Origin of the sequence: Halomicrococcus gelatinilyticus, from assembly GCA_024227995.1 — an archaeon.
Taxonomy (GTDB): domain Archaea; phylum Halobacteriota; class Halobacteria; order Halobacteriales; family Haladaptataceae; genus Halomicrococcus; species Halomicrococcus gelatinilyticus.
The window spans coordinates 1,102,909-1,118,845 of sequence record CP100465.1; the positions used below are offsets into that span (position 1 = coordinate 1,102,909).

Consider the following 15,937-nt stretch of genomic DNA (forward strand, 5'->3'; position numbering starts at 1 on the left):
ATTTAGTCTATTAATAAAATATATACTAGACGCTGATTGCGTTACACCGGTATCAGCGACGCACAGCGTTCCTGTTCCGGCCCGGAGCCGTCGTACTCTTCGGTGTCAGTTCCATCTCGCAAGAATGTGGACCAGCGTCTACCGCGTCGGCGGCGCAGGACCGGTGCCCGCCACGTCGGTGGCGCTGGACTGCTGTCGACGGCGCAAGAGGTCCGCGAGGGCCGTCACCCGAAACGGGCAGGAGATTGAACTACGCGCCCGTCGAGGACGGGGTATGGACGCCTGTGAGATCTGCGAGGAGCGAAAGGAGAAGGGAACGCGCCTGGTCTCCCGGACCGGGGAGATGTGGGTGTGTCGGGGGTGTATGATGCAGGCCGTGACCGGGAAGAAAGACGAACTGTCGTTCGCGGATTTCTGACCCGGTTTTAAGTCGGTGGCGGCCGTCGGTCCGGCCGATATCAGATGCAGACGGGACGTCGGCTGTCACACCTCCGCTACGCGCGCGACGACGTTGACTTCGAGAGCGACGGCACGCGGTGTGCCGGCTGGCTGTACACCCCGGAGGGGACGGCGAGACCGCCGGTGGTCGTCATGGCCCACGGGTTCGCGGGCGAACGGACCTTCGGCCTGCAGGCGTACGCCGAGGCGTTCGTCGCCCGCGGCTACGCCGTCTTCCTGTTCGACTACCGCGGCTTCGGCGACAGCGGCGGCGAGCCGCGCGGCCTCGTCGACCCGGCGCGGCAGGTCGCCGACTGGGAGGCCGCCGTCGAGCGCGTGCGCCGACTGGACGGCGTCGACGGCGGACAGGTCGCGCTCTGGGGCGTCTCGCTGAGCGGCGGCCACGTCGTCGAGGTGGCGGCGGGCGACCCCCGCGTCCGCGCCGTCGTCGCGCAGGTGCCGTTCCTCGACGGACGCGCGGTGACCCGGGCGGCGGGGGTCGGCCACGCACTGAAGGGCACGGTGGCGGGCGTCCGCGACCTCGTCCGGAAGTACACCTTCCGAGCGCCGTACCGCGTCCCGGTCGTCGCCGACCCCGACGAGTTCGCGGTGATGAACTCCCCGGGCGCGAAGCGCGGCGTGCTGAACATGGTGCCGGACCCGAAGACCTGGGACAACGCCGTCCCGGCGCGCACGCTGCTTCGCGTGCCGTTCTACCGGCCGGTGACGAGCGCCGGGGAGGTCGACTGTCCCGTCCTGCTGGTCGCCGGCCGGGAGGACGACGTCGTCCCGGCGTCGTCGGTCGCCTCGGCCGTCGACGCGTTCGACGACGCGACGCTGCTCTCGCTGCCGATGGGCCACTTCGACGGGTTCGACGCGGCGTTCGACGAACTGGTCGCCCACGAGGCGACGTTCCTCGACGAACACCTGCCGGGCTGAGTCACCGCAGCGCCGACCCGACGAACCACGCGAGGACCGAGGCCAGGACGCCGACGGCGAGCAGCACGTAGTTCGCGGCGCGGTTGCTCGCCAGCACCAGGTCGAGCGTGAGCCGGCGCGACGAGAACGGCCAGAAGGGTCGGACGCCCATGGGGTTCAGCACGTCGGCGACGAGGTGCGCGACGATGCCGAGCACGCCCACGAGGAACCCGACCATGGCCACCCCCAGCACCGCGACGGGACCGAGTTCGAAGGCCAGCAGGCCGGCGACCATGGCGGTGAGGAGACCCACGAAGAGGGCGAACACCAGCGAGTGGGTCGGCCCGCGGTGCTGGAGCCTGTCGGTCTTGCCGTCGACGTCCGGAAGGTTCGTCACCGCGAGGACGCCGACGCCGCCCGCGAGCGCCAGCGCCGACTGGTCGTACGCCACGAGCGTGCCGCCGAGCGGCGCGTACAGCGCCAGCGCCACGCCGTAGTGGCCCGGCCGATGCATGGCGAGGTGGTCGGCTCCCAGCGGAATAACTGTCCGTGTCCGTCGACTGATAGTGTACGAATACGTGACGTGGTGCCGGAGGAGCCACGAAATGGTGGTGTGCAGACGTACAGCCGGGACGGGGAGCGGTCGGGACGGCCAGCGAGCCCCCGGCCGACCCGGCTCCACGTTCCGGGAGACGAACGCAGTGCGTCGTCCGTCGGCTCGTTCGCTCCGCCCACGAGACGCTCGCCGTGCGCGTTCGCGCCCGGCGGTCGCACCGACGGAAACCGGTTTCAGCCAGCCGACCGTCTGTGGGGACATGGACGAACGAACCGTGGTGGTGACGGGTGCGACGCGGGGAATCGGTGCGGCAGTCGCTCGCGCGTTCGCCGACGCGGGCGCGACCGTGGTCGTCTGCGGTCGAGCGGGCGAGGACGTCGAGGACGCCGTCGCGGACGTCGAGGAGGCGGGCGGGACGGTCCGCGGCATGCGGGCGGACGTGCGCGACGAGTACGACGTCGAGCGCCTGCTTGAGACCGCGGCGCGGGTCGGCGGCGAGGGCGTCGACGTCGTCGCCGCGTGCGCCGGCGTCTACCACGGGACGCCCGGGGAGACGCCGCTCGTCGAGGAGTCGTACGCCGCCTTCGACGACACGCTCCGGACGAACGTCCGCGGGGTGCACGCGACCGTCCGTGAGGCGCTCCCGCACCTGAACGACGCCGCGCACGTGCTGGTGCCCACCGGTTCCATCGGCCACGAGTCGCGACCGGGGTACGGCTCCTACGCCGTCTCGAAGGCCGCCGCCGAGGCGCTGGTCCGCGGGTTCGCGGCCGAACTCGACGCGACGGTCGTCGGCCTCGACCCCGGCGTCGTGGCGACGGAGATGATGGGCGAGAAAGGGGCCGCCGGCCGCGACCCGGAGGACGTCGCCGGACTCTTCCTGTGGGCGGCGTCCGACGCCGACCCGGCCGAGGTCGACGGACAGGTCGTCGGCCTCAAGGAGTGGCGGCAGGCGACGCGCGGGTGAGTGGTGCGACAGCGTCGCTACCCGGTCGTAACCTGGTCGGGGCGGATGCGCAGCAGGACCCGCGGTGCCGACTCCTGGTCGAGTCGCGGGTACTCCTCGACGTCCATGTAGCGCCGGGCGAGTTCGTTGACGTGGTCGACCGCGCCCTCCTCGGTCGCCTCGACGACCTCGCCGCGGACGGCGAGGAATCGCGTCGGGTCGTCGGGGTCGACGAGCGAGAGCGCGACGCGGCGGTCCTGGCGGAGGTTGCGCTCCTTGCGGGTGCCGCGGACGGTGTTGACCAGCAGGTGGTCGCCGTCGCGGTCGATCCAGACGGGGACGACGTGGGGCGCGCCGTCGGGGAGCACCGTCGCGAAGTGCGCCAGCGTCTCCCGCTCGAAGAGGTCGTCGTACGCGTCCGGGATGGCTGTCATGGTCGGACTGCGTCTCGACGGCAGCGCCGACAATAAACCTTGTAGCTCGGAGCCGGTCGCTCAGAGCAGGTCGAACTCGCGGAGGTCGGACTCGAGGGTCGCGCGGTCCTCGTCGTCCATCGTCCGGAGCGGACTGCGGAGCGGACCGGGGTCGAAGCCGACGTCGCGCAGGTCGAGCGCGGTCTTCACGCCGGCCATGTACGGGCCGGTCTTGAGCGCGTCGCGGACCGCGTACACCCGGCTCTGGAGTTCGCGGGCGCGGTCCTCGTCGCCGTCGTCGTACGCCTCGTAGAGGTCCACGACGAGTTCCGGGAACGCGTTCGCGACGGCGCTGACCATGCCGGTGCAGCCGACCTCGAGGCCGGGGAACAGTAGCGAATCGGACCCGGCGAGGAAGGTGAGTTCGGGGTGGGCGTCGATGGCCTGCCCGAGCCACGGCACGTCCTTGCTGGAGTCCTTGACGCCGGCGAGGTTCGGCAGGCCGGCGAGCTCCGACACCGTGTCGAGCGACAGTTCGTTGCCGGTCTTGCTCGGGATGTGGTAGACGTACACCGGCAGGTCGACCGCCTCGCAGACGCGCCGGTAGTGCTCGACGGCGGCCTCGGCGTCCAGCGGGTAGTAGTACGGCGTCACGACGACGACGCCGTCCGCGCCCGCCATCTCCGCGCGCTCGGCGTGGCCGACGGTCTCGCGCGTGCTCGGCGCGCCGACGCCGGCGATGACCGGCACCTCGCCGCCGACGGTCTCGACGACGGCCTCGACCACGTCGTCGCGCTCTCCTGTCGTCAGCAGCGGGAACTCGCCGTTCGTCCCCAGCGGGAAGACGCCGTGAGCGCCGTGGTCGACGACGAACCGCGCGTGGGCCGCCGTCGCCTCGTAGTCGACCGACTCGTCCTCGTCGAACGCCGTGATGGTCGGCGGGACGACCCCGTGCAGGTCCAGCGGGTCGTCGTCCCCCGGTGCTGGTGCGTTCGTCATGTCCGGAGCGTCACCCGCCGGACGCATAAGCACCATTGTTCGCGAGGACTTTTTCGACCGTGAGTAAACTTTTTGGGCCGCCAGTCGTATGTACGAGTATGAACGTCAGAATCGAGCTCACCGGGTCGGTGGTCGCGCGCACCGGAACGCGCGACGCCCGCGTCGCGGTCCCCGAGTCGGCGACGGTCGCCGACGTCATCGAGAAACTCGGCGAGAAGCGCGGCCCGCAGGCTCGCGCCGGCATCCTGGGCGAGCGCGGCTTCCGCCCGGACGTCCGCGTCGTCCGCGAGTCGAAGGACGCGACCGAACCGGTGTCGACGAGGAGCACCGTCGAGGCCGGCGACACCGTCCGCGTCCAGCCGAACGCCTGAGTAGCCGCGAACCGCCGGTCCCGCCCCCGGGTAACGCCGACCGCAAGAAGTAGCTCGCACGGCGCGCTCTCGACTGTTACTCCCTCACCGTCCTCTCTCGACGTTCCAGTCCGACCCCGCAAACCTCCCGTCGCCGTCCTGCTGTCTCAGTCGTACTCGCCGGGGGTCGCCTCGAACTCGTCGCGGTGTTCCGCCGAGCAGAAGCGGTAGCGCTGCCCCAGGTGCATGGTGGGGAACTCGTTCGCGCGATTCTCGTACAGTTCCATCCCGCAGACTGGACACCGCTCCATGGAGGGAGGTCGACGGGAAGCGACAAGTTCGCTGTGGCTCCCGGAACGTGGCGGCCGCGCCGGCCGACACCGGCTACCGGTGTCGTACTACTGGCCGCCGGTGTCGTACTTGTAGGTCGCGCTGTCGGGGTCGATGCCGAAGTCCTCCGGCGACTCCTCCGGTTCGTCGGTCTCGCGGTCGTCGCGCGGTTCGGCGTGTTTGAACCGCTCGCGGAGGCGGTCGGGCATCTCGAACTCGTCGACCGGGAGGACCGCCGGCACGGCGTCCGGTTCGACGCCCTCCCGCTTCGATTCGAGTCGGTCCTGCAACTTCTCGGGGAGGGCGCTCCTGTCGACGAGGTCGAAGCCGAACTGGGTGAGGTACCTCGGTTCCCCGACGAGGGCGTACACCTCCTCGAAGCCCTGGTCGCCGGCCTGCTCGACGAGGCGCTCGACGACGTGCGCGCCGACGCCCTGCTCGCGCCACGCGTCGAGGACGCCGATGCTGGTGAGTTCGCAGATCTCGGGCGCGTCCTCGGGCTTGTGGATGCGGATGCGGCCGAAACCGGCCTTCTCGCCCGTCTCCTCGTCGATGGCGACGACGTAATCCCGGGAACGGAAGGCGGTTTCGTCCAGACCCATCGCCTCGATGTGATCGAGTAACCAGACCTCCTCCCTGTTTTTGGCGTCCCGGACGTACATGGCAGGAGGTTCGCCACCGGGAGGTAAAAAGGTGTGGCGGAACCTGCCTACAGCCCTTCGAGCGACCGCAGTTTCTGCTCAACGTCCGGCGGTGCGGCGCTGGGACCGTCCCGGACGCGGTGGTCCGGCACCAGCAGCGGCGCGGGATTCTCGTCGAGCGCGGTGCGGACCACGTTCAGGTCCTCGTCGTCGGTGTGGTCGACGCCGCTGGTCATCCGCGCCAGCGTCTCGACGTCGATCTGGTCGCCGTAGGGGATCTCGCGCACGCGCTCCAGGACGCTGCGCTGGTCGGTCGGGAGGGTGAGCGCGACCTGCACGTCCGCGAAGTCCTCCTCGACGCCCTCGAGGTAGGCGAAGATGCGGTCGAGCAGGTCGTGGGCGTCCGCGGCCTCCTCGTCCGGTTCCCGGGGGAACGAGACGCTGAGGACCCGCCCGCTGGCCACCCCGACCTGGACGTAGCGGTCCAGGTACGTCGACTCGCGCGCGTAGATGCCGGCATCGTCCATACGCGACCCGACGCCGCTCGCGGACTTGAAGATTCTCGTCCGACCGCGGACGCGTTCGGCATCCGGGACGCCGGCGGAAGCGCCCCGTATAACGTCAGACACCAGTGAGGAGGCGGCGGTGGTCCGACGCGCGCCGCCGGACGCAATCCTTATGTACAATCTAGTCCGTTGGTGTACGATAATGGATACAGGTAGCGAACTCGCACCGCCCGTCAGGTCCATCCTCCGGGCCGCGGAGACGCGAGCGACGCCGGACGAGCGCGTGGACGTGCGGCCGCGCTCGCTCCCGGACGCGCTCGCCGCGGCGGAGGCCGACGGCCGGGTGCCCGTCATCGCAGAGGTGAAACCGACCAGTCCGACGACGGACGGCGAGCGCACGGACGACCCCGTGGCGCTGGCGCGCGAGATGGTCGACGGCGGCGCGGCGGCGCTGTCGGTGCTGACCGAACCCGAGCACTTCGGCGGGTCGCCGGAGAACCTCCGGCGCGTCCGCGAGGCCGTCGACGTCCCGGTGCTGCGGAAGGACTTCGTCCTCCGGGAGGAACAGTTCGACGCCGTCGCCGCGGACGTGGTCCTGCTCGTCGTCCGGTTCGTCGACGACCTCGACGGCCTGCTCGCGGCGGCCCGCGAGCGCGGCTTCCAGGTGCTCGTCGAGGTCCACACGCGCGAAGAACTGCGCGAAGCCGTCGACGCCGGTGCGGACGTCGTCGGCGTCAACAACCGCGACCTCGCCCGTCTCGACGTCGACCTCGGGACGTTCGAGTCGGTCGCCCCGGACGCGCCCGACGACGTCACGCTGGTCGCCGAGAGCGGCGTCTCGACGCCGGGCGACGTCCGGCGGATGCGCGAGGCCGGCGCGGACGCCCTGCTCGTCGGGAGCGCCATCATGGACGGCGACGTGGCCGCGAACACGCGGAGGCTGGTGAACGCATGAGCGGGACGCGCGAGGACGGCAAGTTCGGCGACTACGGCGGCCAGTACGTCCCCGAGGTGCTGATGCCCGCCGTCGAGGAACTGACCGACGCCTACGAGCGGTACGTCCTCGACAACGAGGACGGGTTCGTGGACGAGTTCCGCCGTCACCTCCGGGAGTTCGGCGGCCGGCCGACGCCGCTGTCGCACGCGGCGAACCTCTCCGAGCGCTACGGCTTCGACGTCTATCTGAAGCGCGAGGACCTGCTGCACGGCGGCGCGCACAAGCTGAACAACGCGCTCGGGCAGGTGCTGCTCGCGAAGTACATGGGCAAAGAGCGCGTCGTCGCGGAGACCGGCGCGGGCCAGCACGGCACCGCGACGGCGATGGCCTGCGCGTACCTCGACGTCCCCTGCGAGATATACATGGGTCGCACCGACGTGAACCGCCAGCGGCCCAACGTGTTCCGGATGCGCGTCCACGACGCCGAGGTCAACCCCGTCGACGTCGGGTCGGGAACGCTGAAGGAGGCTATCAACGAGACGATGCGCGACTGGGCGACGAACGTCCAGGACACCCACTACGTCATCGGGAGCGTCGTCGGCCCGCACCCCTTCCCGGCGATGGTCCGCGACTTCCAGTCGGTCATCAGCGAGGAGGCCCGCGAGCAGTCGCTCGACCGGCTCGACCGCTTCCCCGAGGCCGTCGTCGCCTGTTCCGGCGGCGGGTCGAACACCATGGGCGCGTTCGCGGAGTTCCTGGGAGATGAAAGCGTCGACCTGCTCGCCGTCGAGGCGGGCGGCGACAGCCTGGGCGTGGACGCCGAGGCGGGCTACGCACCCAACTCCGCCTCCCTCTCGACGGGGACGGAGGGCGTCCTCCACGGCGCGCGCACGAAGCTCCTCCAGACCGACGAGGGCCAGATCGTCGAGTCCCACTCCGTCAGCGCGGGCCTGGACTACGCCGGCGTGGGTCCGGAACTCGCCCACCTCGTCGACACCGGGCGCGTGACGCCGGTGAACGTCGACGACGACGCGGCGCTGGAAGCGTTCCATCGGCTCTCCCGGGAGGAGGGCATCATCCCCGCGCTGGAGTCGAGCCACGCCGTCGCCTACCTGGAGGAGTACGAGGGCGACGGACCGGTCGTGGTGAACGTCTCCGGGCGCGGCGACAAGGACCTCGACACCGTCATCGAGGAGTCCGACGCCCGCGACGTCGCGGGCGCGCCGTCGATGGAGGTGTTCGAGGAGTGAGCTCCGACCTCCGGGCGGCGTTCGATGGCGACCCGCCGCTGATATCGTACGTCGCGGCTGGCGACCCGAGCGCCGAGGCGACGAAGGCGTACGTCGAGGCGCTCGTCGCGGGCGGGACCGACGTCGTCGAACTCGGCCTGCCGTTCAGCGAACCGGTCGCGGAGGGAACCACCATCCAGCGCGCCATCAAGCGCGCGCTCGACGCCGGGATGACGCCGGACGCCTACCTCGACCTCGTCCGCGACCTCGACGTCGACGTCCCCGTCGTCTGCATGACCTACTACAACCTCATCTACCAGTACGGCGAGGCGCGAAGCGCCTCGGAACGGACGAGCGGGGAGCAGAGCGACCCGCGAGAAGACGACGGCGCCGGACCGGAAGCGTTCGTCGAAGCCGCGGCGGAGGCCGGTATCTCCGGGTTCGTCGTCCCCGACCTCCCCGTGGACGAGTCCGGGCCGATGTACGAGGCGTGCCGCGAGCACGGCGTCGACCTCGTCTTCATCGTCGCACCGACGACCACCGAGGACCGCCTCGAACGGATGCTCGAACGGACCTCCGGGTTCGTCTACGTCCAGGGTCGCCTCGGGACGACCGGCGCGCGCGAGGACGTGAGCGCCGACACGCACGTGAGCCTCGACCGCCTGGCGGACGCGGACGTGCCGACCGCGGTCGGCTTCGGCATCAGCGAGCGCGACCACGCCCGCGAGATCGTCGCCGGCGGCGCCGACGGCATCATCGTCGGCAGCGCGTACGTCGACGTCATCGCCGACGGCCTCGACGACCCGACCGACGAGGTGGCCGGCCGCCTCGAATCGAAAGCCGCTGCACTGAAATCGGGGGCGTGCGAAGGGTCGTCAGAAACGCCGCAACCGGAACGCACATAATTCGTCTTGCCACACTTTCACACACCATGAACACGGGAACTGCAGCACGACTCGATCGCATCGGACGCGACGGCCGGTTCGTCGTCGTGCCGATGGATCACGGTATCACACTCGGAGCAGTACGAGGACTCAAGGACATCGAGGCGACCATCGACGCCGTGACGCGCGGCGGCGCGGACGCCGTCCTCACCCAGAAAGGCATCGCGCCGCGGGTCCACGACAACAGGAACGGCGCTGGCTACGTCGTCCACCTGAACGCCTCGACGACCATCGGCCCGGACGCCAACGACAAGCGCATGACGGGGACCGTCGAGGAGGCCGTCCGCGCGGGCGCCGACGCCGTCTCCTTCCACATCAACGTCGGCAGCGACCACGAACCGGACCAGATAACCCAGCTCGCGGAGGTCTGCGACGACGCCGACCGCCTCGGGATGCCCGTCCTCGCGATGGCCTACGCCCGCGGCCCGGGCGTCGACGAACACGACGCCGAGAGCCTGGGCCACGCGGTCCGTCTCGCGGAGGAACTCGGCGCGGACGTCGTGAAGACGGCCTACAGCGGCGACGCCGGGAGCTTCGAGCACGTCGTCGAGTCGACGCGCCTGCCCGTCATCATCGCTGGCGGAGAACCGGAGGGCGACCGCGCGACGCTCGACGCCGTCCGGGGGGCGATGGACGCCGGCGGGGCCGGCGTCTCGATGGGTCGCTCGGTCTTCCAGCACGACGACCCGGAGGCCATCGCGCGCGCCGTCGCCGGCGTCGTCCACGAGGACATGACCGCGGCGGACGCCCTCCGCGAGGCGGGACTGTAGCGAGAGTCGACGTCTCACGTTCGAGACGCACGTCGCAATCCCGGCATCGTCCTGCCAGAAATCCGAACGGATCGCTGACAGCAATCCGAACGGACCACCGCTCGACGACGCCGCACTCCGGTTTCGGTGCCGGGCATCGTCAACGAGAGGCCGCTCACGTCGCCCTCCAGGCTGTGCTTTCGTCACCGAAGACCCTGACACTCGTTTGAGTAGTGACAAAAGTTACAAAGGTACGTGCACACAGGTACGGGTAACGACGGAGACGCATTCGAGGACTGTTCGTTTCGGTGGCGCGTCGTCCAGGCTTCGGACGTGCCACCGCCGCGGTCCAGCGTCGTCCACCTACCCCGCCACCAGAGCATGAAGGAAGCCAATACAGACCCAACGCCGCAGGCGAAGGAACGACCGACGGAGGAGTTGGCCGAACCGCTCCCCGTCGAGGAAGCCGCCGACCTGTCCCAGCGCATCATCGACAACATCGAGCAGGTCATCGTCGGTCAGCACGACGTCGCCGAACACACCCTGACGACGCTGCTCGCCGGCGGACACCTCCTGCTCGAGGACGTCCCCGGGGTCGGCAAGACGATGCTCGCGAGGTCGCTTGCCCGCTCCATCGACTGCTCGTTCAAGCGCGTGCAGTTCACGCCCGATCTCCTGCCGTCCGACGTGACCGGCGTCAACGTGTTCAACCAGAAGTCCCGCGAGTTCGAGTTCCAGCCCGGACCGGTGTTCGGGAACGTCGTGCTCGCGGACGAGATCAACCGCGCGCCGCCGAAGACGCAGTCGGCGCTGCTCGAAGCGATGGAGGAGCGACAGGTGACCATCGACGGCGAGACCCACGAGGTGCCCGAGCCGTTCACGGTCGTCGCGACGCAGAACGCCGTCGAACAGGACCGCACCTACGAGCTCCCCATCGCCGAGGTCGACCGGTTCATGAAGAAGCTCTCGCTCGGCTACCCCAACCCCGAGCAGGAGTCGGAGGTGCTGCGCCGGATGGTCGGCGAGCACCCAATCCGCCAGCTCGACGCGGTGGCGAACGTCAGCGACGTGCTCCGCGCCCAGGCGACCATCACGAACGTCACGGTCGAGAAGCCGATCCGCGACTACGTCACCCGGCTGGCGAACTACACGCGCGACCACAGCCGCCTCGGCGTCAGCCCCCGCGGGTCCATCGCCGTGCTGCGGGCCGCCCAGGCCCGGGCGACGCTACGCGGCCGCGACTACGTCGTCCCTGACGACGTGAAGACGGAGGCCGAGACGGTGCTCTCCCACCGCGTGCGCAGCGAGTCGGGGTCGATGGGCGGCGAGCACGGACGGACGGTCGTCAGGAACGCCCTCGACAGCGTTCCGGTGGAGTGAGATGCTGACGCGACGCGGACTCGCCCTCATCGGCGTCGCGGCAGTGGCGTTCGCGATGGCCGTCTCGTTCGGCGCCCGGACACTGAACGCGGTCGTCGCACCTCTCGTCGTCGCGATCGGCGTCGGGTACGTCCAGGCGAAGCGGCTCGACCCGGCGGACCTCGACGTGTCGGTCCCCTCCTACGGGTTCCGGGACGAGACGACGACGGCGACGCTCGCGTTCAGCGCGTCGGACCCGTTCGCCGGACGGGTTGCGCTCGACGTGGACGACGGCCTCCGCGTCGACCCGGACGCCGTCGAGACGACGGTCGGGGAGACGACCGTCGAGTTCGACGTGCGGCTGGTCGACCGGGGCGAGCAGCGCGTCGGTCCCGTCCGGGTCGTCGCGTCCGACGTGTTCGGGCTGTTCACCCGGACGTTTACGCACCGCATCCGCGAGACGGTCCTCGTCTTCCCCCGGGTCCACGAGGTAGCGACGCCAGCGGCCATCACCGCACTCAACGAGGACGGCCTGGTCGTCGACGACCGCGAGTTCGACCAGTTGCGCGAGTACGAGCGCGGCGACCCGCTCCGGGACGTCCACTGGAAGTCCAGCGCGAAGCAGCCGGACGGCGACCTTCTCGTCCGCGAGTTTCAGCCCGAATCGGAGCGGCCGGAGCTCGAGGTCGTCGCCGAGGCCGACGGCGGCCGGGTCGACGACGTGGCCGACGCCGCGGCGAGCATCGGCCTGGCGCTCCTCGACGCCGGGTTCGCCGTCGGCCTGACGACGCCGGGCGGCAGGGTCGGTCCCGCCGACGACGACCACCAGCGGACGCAACTGCTCACGCTGCTCGCGCGCATGGAGACCGGCGACGTCCACGACGCGGAACTGCAACGCGCGAACGTCGTCGTCCGCGGCGCGGCCGACAGCGACACCGCCGAGGTGCGCATCGGCGACGTCGCGTCGACGTTCGACGAGTTCGCCGCCAGCGAGGACGCGGTGGCGGACGAGTCCTCGGTGCAACGTCGCGTCCGGACGACGGAGTCCGGCGACCCGACCAGCGCCGCCTCCGACGGGGGTGAGCCGCGATGAGCACGACGACCGACGACCGCCTCCGGGTCGGCGACGTCGGCATCTCGTTCCACTGGCTGGCCGTCGCGTCGACGGCCGTGCTCGTCTGGTCGTACCTGCGCGTCCTCTACGGGATCACGAACGTCGTCGGCGGCAAGGCGGACCTCGCGCTACTCGTCGCCGGCGCGCTGGTGGCGGCGACGGTCCTGGCGCGGAAGCTCCCCGCGTGGACGGCGTTCGTCCTGGGCGGGGGACTGCTGGTCGCCGGGATGCTCGCCTACTACGCGACGGTGCCGGGGGCGTACCTCGCGCTCTCTCGCACCGGGCGCATCATCGCGGACAACGTCGCGCTACTGACCGGCCTCTCGGTGCTGCAGATGCGCGAGGTGGGGACGTGGGCGCTCGCCGTCGCGCCGGCGACGGTGTTCGTCCCCTGGTACCTCGTCTTCCGGCGCCGGTACGCGCTCGCGGCGGCGACCGGCGGGGTCGCGCTGGGCTTCTTCGTGCTCACGGGCGACGTCGGTTCGTTCGCGACGCTGGCGGGCGTGCTGGGCGCGCTCGGCGTCGTCGCGTTCGGCACCCTCGCGCGCTACGGCGGCACGGGCGCACAGCTCGACGTGCTGGCCGTGGCGCTGGTGCTGATGGTCCTGCTCTCGACGACGGTGAGCGTCGTCCCCGGCGGGCAGGCGAGCCCCATCCTCCCCAGCGGCGGGGACGCCGGGGCGGCCAGCGGCAGCCTCGTCACCAACGAGCGCCGCGTCTCCGTCGGCGGCAGCATCGACCTCTCGCCGGAGGTCCAGTTCGTCGTGGAAGCCGACCGGTGGGGGTACTGGCGCGTCGGCGCCTACGACCGCTACACCGGCGACGACTGGGTCCGGAGCGGTCAGGGCACCGCCGAACTGCCACAGTCGTCGCCGCCCGGGGTGGACTACGGGCTCCGCCAGACGGTGACGGTGAAGACCGACGCGATGGACGCGATGCCCGCGGCGTGGAAGCCCGTCCGCGCCTCCGGCATCGGCGCGAGCGGCGTCCGCGTCAGCAGCACCGGCGGACTCATCCCGGGGAGCACGCTGACGGAGAACGACTCCTACACCGTCGTCAGTCGCGTCCCCGCGAAGACGCCGGCACAGCTCCGGAACGCCGGCACCGACTACCCCGCGGGGGTGGAGCGGCAGTACACGCAACTGCCGGCCAGCACCTCCGACCGCCTGAAGGAGCGGGCCAGTTCGATCACCAGCGACGCCGACAACCCCTACGAGTCGGCGGTCGCCATCGAGAACTGGCTCGAGGGGAACAAGGAGTACTCGCTCGACGCTGAGAACCCGTCGGGCGGCGTCGCCGACGAGTTCGTCTTCGAGATGGAGCAGGGGTACTGCGTCCACTACGCCACCTCGATGGTCGTCATGCTGCGCTCGCAGGGCGTGCCCGCCCGGTTCGTCACCGGGTACACGCCCGGCCAGCGCGTCACCGAGGACGAGTGGGTCGTCCGCGGCCTCGACTCCCACGCCTGGGTCGAGGCGTACTTCCCCGACGTCGGCTGGGTCCGCTTCGACCCGACGCCGAGCGGACCCCGCCGGGAGGCCGAACAGACGCGCGTCGACCGGGCGCGGGAGGCCGGCGAATCCGGCGTCGACGCCGAGGGCAGCGAGAACGGCACGTGGACGCCCGAACCGACGACGACGCCCCCGTCGGACTCGACGTCCACCACGACGCCCGACGACGACACCTCGACCAGCGACGGGCGCGACGGTCCGAACCCCATCGACGGGCGCGACAGAATCGCCCCAGGAACCGGCACCACGACCACGACCACGCCACCGACGAACGGCACGACGACGCCCGGGACGGGTGGGTCGATCCCCGTCGAACCGCCGTCGACGGAGCAGTTGCTGTACGGCGGACTGGTGCTGTTCGGCCTGGCCGTCGTGGCGCGACGGACGAACGCCCTGGACCGAGTGTACCGCGTCGCGTGGGTGCGGTGGCAGCCGCGCAAGGACCCCGAGACTGACGTCGAACGAGCGTTCGACCGGCTCGAACACCGGCTCGGTCAAAAGTTCCGCGAGCGACGGCCGGGCGAGACGCCGCGCGAGTACCTGGACGCGCTCTCGCACGTCGGCCTCGACGACCGGGCGCACCGCGTCGGCGAGCTGTACGAGCGCGCGCGCTACGCCGGCGAGGTGAACCGCGAGCAGGCAGACGAGGCGGTGTCGCTCGTGGACGACCTCGTCCGCGGACGGTCGCTGGGAGAGTAGAGCTGGCCGTTTCGACCGCGCTCACCACGCCCAGTCCTCGCGAGGGTCGGTGTCGTCGCGGTCGGCGTCGTAGACGTGCTCGCCGTCGACGAAGACGTCCCTGGCGTCGGAGCCGAGGTCGAACATCGGACCGTCCCAGACGACGACGTCGGCGTCGGTTCCTTCCGCCAGCGTCCCGACGCGGTCCTCGACGCCGAGGATCTCGGCGGGGTTGCGGGTGACCGTCCGGAGCGCGGCCGATTCAGGGAGCCCCTCCCGGACCGCCAGCCCGACGCAGACGTCGAGGTGCTCCTGGGGGAGCACCGGCGCGTCGGTCTGGATGGCGACCGTGACGCCCGCCTCGTGGAGGATGCCGGGCGTGTCGAAGGTGATGTTCCGGAGTTCGTACTTCGAGGCGGAGGACAGCGACGGCCCGACGACCGCGGGCACGTCGCGCTCGACGAACGCGTCGGCGAGGACGTGGCCCTCCGTCGCGTGCTCGATGGAGAGGTCGTCGATGCCGAACTCGTCGGCGATGCGGAACACGGTGGCGATGTCGTCGGCGCGGTGGGCGTGCACCCGCAGCGGCAGGTCGCCCTCGACGACGCGCGCGAGGTTCTCCATGCCGAGGTCGCGCTCGAACGGCTCGCCCGCCTCGCGAGCGTGCTCGCGTCGGTCGACGTAGTCCTCGGCGGCCATCAGCGCCTCGCGGAGCGTCGCGGCGACGCCGGAGCGCGTCGTCGGTTCGCGGCCGTTCTCCTCACCGTGGATGCGCTTGGGGTTCTCGCCCATCGCGGCCTTCATGCCGTCCTCGCGGAGCAGCATCTCGTCGGCGACGTCGCCGTAGGTCTTCATCGAGCAGATGACGCCGCCGACGACGTTGCCGCTGCCCATCCGGGCGCTGACCGTCGTCACGCCGCCCTGGTAGGCGTGGCGCAGTTCCTCGTCGCGCGGGTGGAACCCGTCGATGGCGTTGACGTGCGGCGTGACCGGGTCCGTAAGCTCGTTGACGTCGCTGTCCTCCGGTTCGCCCCACTCGTCCATCCCGGCGTGGCTGTGAGCGTCGACGAGACCGGGGGTCACCGGGTCGCCGCCGGCGTCGACGACCGTGGCCTCGTCTGGGACTTCGACGTCCGCGCCGACCGCGACTATCTCGCCGTCCGCGAGCAGGACGGTTCCGTCCTCGATCGTACCGGCGTCGGCGACGGTGTGCACCTCGCCGTTGACGATAGCGTGCATGGGCTACCGTGCGAGAGAGCCACAATCAGTATTTCGGTTCGAAATACGAGCTGGCGGCGTAGCGTCACGTTCCGGGGAGG

Annotated in this window: 18 protein-coding genes; 11 read left to right on the plus strand and 7 right to left on the minus strand. The window is 70.7% G+C overall.

Going from position 1 to position 15,937, the window contains the following annotated elements; translation table 11 throughout:
* Positions 1-274: 274 nt before the first annotated feature.
* Positions 275-418, plus strand: a complete 144-nt coding sequence (locus NKT36_RS05925) for a hypothetical protein (protein ID WP_327053034.1) — start codon at positions 275-277, stop codon at positions 416-418.
* A gap of 44 nt (positions 419-462) precedes the next feature.
* Positions 463-1,377 carry an alpha/beta hydrolase gene (locus tag NKT36_RS05930; protein WP_327053035.1) on the plus strand — a complete coding sequence of 305 codons (915 nt, stop codon included), beginning with the start codon at positions 463-465 and terminating at the stop codon, positions 1,375-1,377.
* A 1-nt stretch (position 1,378) separates the two neighbouring features.
* On the opposite strand, the gene NKT36_RS05935 is transcribed toward NKT36_RS05930, so the two are convergent.
* Complete coding sequence (locus NKT36_RS05935; protein WP_327053036.1) at positions 1,379-1,870, minus strand: metal-dependent hydrolase; 492 nt, start codon at positions 1,868-1,870, stop codon at positions 1,379-1,381.
* Positions 1,871-2,171: 301 nt separating this feature from the next.
* Between NKT36_RS05935 and NKT36_RS05940 the strand changes: the two genes are divergently transcribed.
* Positions 2,172-2,879 (plus strand): SDR family NAD(P)-dependent oxidoreductase, encoded by a 708-nt coding sequence (locus NKT36_RS05940; protein ID WP_327053037.1) that lies wholly within the window; start codon positions 2,172-2,174, stop codon positions 2,877-2,879.
* Positions 2,880-2,896: 17 nt separating this feature from the next.
* Here NKT36_RS05940 and NKT36_RS05945 read toward each other — a convergent pair whose 3' ends face one another.
* Both NKT36_RS05945 and NKT36_RS05950 read right to left on the minus strand, forming a co-directional pair.
* The gene (locus tag NKT36_RS05945) at positions 2,897-3,292 is read right to left on the minus strand and encodes a PPOX class F420-dependent oxidoreductase (RefSeq protein WP_327053038.1); all 396 of its coding nucleotides are present in this window, start codon (positions 3,290-3,292) and stop codon (positions 2,897-2,899) included.
* 60 nt (positions 3,293-3,352) lie between these two features.
* Positions 3,353-4,270 (minus strand): dihydrodipicolinate synthase family protein, encoded by a 918-nt coding sequence (locus NKT36_RS05950; RefSeq protein ID WP_327053039.1) that lies wholly within the window; start codon positions 4,268-4,270, stop codon positions 3,353-3,355.
* A gap of 98 nt (positions 4,271-4,368) precedes the next feature.
* Between NKT36_RS05950 and NKT36_RS05955 the strand changes: the two genes are divergently transcribed.
* Positions 4,369-4,641 carry a ubiquitin family protein gene (locus NKT36_RS05955; RefSeq protein WP_327053040.1) on the plus strand — a complete coding sequence of 91 codons (273 nt, stop codon included), beginning with the start codon at positions 4,369-4,371 and terminating at the stop codon, positions 4,639-4,641.
* Positions 4,642-4,787: 146 nt separating this feature from the next.
* Here NKT36_RS05955 and NKT36_RS05960 read toward each other — a convergent pair whose 3' ends face one another.
* From NKT36_RS05960 to NKT36_RS05970, 3 genes are all read right to left on the minus strand, one after another.
* A complete protein-coding gene (locus NKT36_RS05960; protein WP_327053041.1) occupies positions 4,788-4,931 on the minus strand; it encodes a hypothetical protein in 144 nt (47 codons plus the stop codon).
* 87 nt (positions 4,932-5,018) lie between these two features.
* On the minus strand, positions 5,019-5,612 hold the full coding sequence (locus NKT36_RS05965; protein WP_327053042.1) for a GNAT family N-acetyltransferase: 594 nt from the start codon (positions 5,610-5,612) through the stop codon (positions 5,019-5,021).
* Positions 5,613-5,659: 47 nt separating this feature from the next.
* Positions 5,660-6,118, minus strand: coding sequence for an MGMT family protein (locus tag NKT36_RS05970; protein ID WP_327053043.1), 459 nt, complete (start codon positions 6,116-6,118; stop codon positions 5,660-5,662).
* A 181-nt stretch (positions 6,119-6,299) separates the two neighbouring features.
* Between NKT36_RS05970 and trpC the strand changes: the two genes are divergently transcribed.
* From trpC to NKT36_RS06005, 7 genes are all read left to right on the plus strand, one after another.
* On the plus strand, positions 6,300-7,052 hold the full coding sequence (gene trpC, locus NKT36_RS05975; protein ID WP_327053044.1) for an indole-3-glycerol phosphate synthase: 753 nt from the start codon (positions 6,300-6,302) through the stop codon (positions 7,050-7,052).
* On the plus strand, positions 7,049-8,284 hold the full coding sequence (gene trpB, locus NKT36_RS05980; RefSeq protein ID WP_327053045.1) for a tryptophan synthase subunit beta: 1,236 nt from the start codon (positions 7,049-7,051) through the stop codon (positions 8,282-8,284). Before trpC ends, trpB begins: the two co-directional genes overlap by 4 nt.
* Positions 8,281-9,168 (plus strand): tryptophan synthase subunit alpha, encoded by an 888-nt coding sequence (gene trpA / locus NKT36_RS05985; RefSeq protein ID WP_327053046.1) that lies wholly within the window; start codon positions 8,281-8,283, stop codon positions 9,166-9,168. The genes trpB and trpA overlap by 4 nt, the downstream gene beginning before the upstream one ends.
* A 26-nt stretch (positions 9,169-9,194) precedes the next feature.
* Positions 9,195-9,977: a 2-amino-3,7-dideoxy-D-threo-hept-6-ulosonate synthase gene (locus NKT36_RS05990; protein ID WP_327053047.1), complete on the plus strand. Its 783-nt coding sequence runs from the start codon at positions 9,195-9,197 to the stop codon at positions 9,975-9,977.
* A gap of 360 nt (positions 9,978-10,337) precedes the next feature.
* A complete protein-coding gene (locus NKT36_RS05995) occupies positions 10,338-11,336 on the plus strand; it encodes an AAA family ATPase (protein ID WP_327053048.1) in 999 nt (332 codons plus the stop codon).
* 1 nt (position 11,337) lies between these two features.
* Positions 11,338-12,408, plus strand: coding sequence for a DUF58 domain-containing protein (locus tag NKT36_RS06000; RefSeq protein WP_327053049.1), 1,071 nt, complete (start codon positions 11,338-11,340; stop codon positions 12,406-12,408).
* Positions 12,405-14,639 (plus strand): transglutaminase TgpA family protein, encoded by a 2,235-nt coding sequence (locus tag NKT36_RS06005; protein ID WP_327053050.1) that lies wholly within the window; start codon positions 12,405-12,407, stop codon positions 14,637-14,639. Before NKT36_RS06000 ends, NKT36_RS06005 begins: the two co-directional genes overlap by 4 nt.
* A 21-nt stretch (positions 14,640-14,660) precedes the next feature.
* Here the strand turns inward: NKT36_RS06005 and NKT36_RS06010 are convergent, their stop codons facing one another.
* Complete coding sequence (locus NKT36_RS06010; protein WP_327053051.1) at positions 14,661-15,857, minus strand: amidohydrolase; 1,197 nt, start codon at positions 15,855-15,857, stop codon at positions 14,661-14,663.
* Positions 15,858-15,937: the final 80 nt, after the last annotated feature.

Coding starts and splice junctions, on each gene's coding strand:
- NKT36_RS05925 (WP_327053034.1), top strand. CDS start 275: ATGGACGCCTGTGAGATCTGCGAGGAGCGAAAGGAGAAGGGAACGCGC.
- NKT36_RS05930 (WP_327053035.1), top strand. CDS start 463: ATGCAGACGGGACGTCGGCTGTCACACCTCCGCTACGCGCGCGACGAC.
- NKT36_RS05935 (WP_327053036.1), bottom strand. CDS start 1,870: ATGCATCGGCCGGGCCACTACGGCGTGGCGCTGGCGCTGTACGCGCCG.
- NKT36_RS05940 (WP_327053037.1), top strand. CDS start 2,172: ATGGACGAACGAACCGTGGTGGTGACGGGTGCGACGCGGGGAATCGGT.
- NKT36_RS05945 (WP_327053038.1), bottom strand. CDS start 3,292: ATGACAGCCATCCCGGACGCGTACGACGACCTCTTCGAGCGGGAGACG.
- NKT36_RS05950 (WP_327053039.1), bottom strand. CDS start 4,270: ATGACGAACGCACCAGCACCGGGGGACGACGACCCGCTGGACCTGCAC.
- NKT36_RS05955 (WP_327053040.1), top strand. CDS start 4,369: ATGAACGTCAGAATCGAGCTCACCGGGTCGGTGGTCGCGCGCACCGGA.
- NKT36_RS05960 (WP_327053041.1), bottom strand. CDS start 4,931: ATGGAGCGGTGTCCAGTCTGCGGGATGGAACTGTACGAGAATCGCGCG.
- NKT36_RS05965 (WP_327053042.1), bottom strand. CDS start 5,612: ATGTACGTCCGGGACGCCAAAAACAGGGAGGAGGTCTGGTTACTCGAT.
- NKT36_RS05970 (WP_327053043.1), bottom strand. CDS start 6,118: ATGGACGATGCCGGCATCTACGCGCGCGAGTCGACGTACCTGGACCGC.
- trpC (WP_327053044.1), top strand. CDS start 6,300: ATGGATACAGGTAGCGAACTCGCACCGCCCGTCAGGTCCATCCTCCGG.
- trpB (WP_327053045.1), top strand. CDS start 7,049: ATGAGCGGGACGCGCGAGGACGGCAAGTTCGGCGACTACGGCGGCCAG.
- NKT36_RS05990 (WP_327053047.1), top strand. CDS start 9,195: ATGAACACGGGAACTGCAGCACGACTCGATCGCATCGGACGCGACGGC.
- NKT36_RS05995 (WP_327053048.1), top strand. CDS start 10,338: ATGAAGGAAGCCAATACAGACCCAACGCCGCAGGCGAAGGAACGACCG.
- NKT36_RS06000 (WP_327053049.1), top strand. CDS start 11,338: ATGCTGACGCGACGCGGACTCGCCCTCATCGGCGTCGCGGCAGTGGCG.
- NKT36_RS06005 (WP_327053050.1), top strand. CDS start 12,405: ATGAGCACGACGACCGACGACCGCCTCCGGGTCGGCGACGTCGGCATC.
- NKT36_RS06010 (WP_327053051.1), bottom strand. CDS start 15,857: ATGCACGCTATCGTCAACGGCGAGGTGCACACCGTCGCCGACGCCGGT.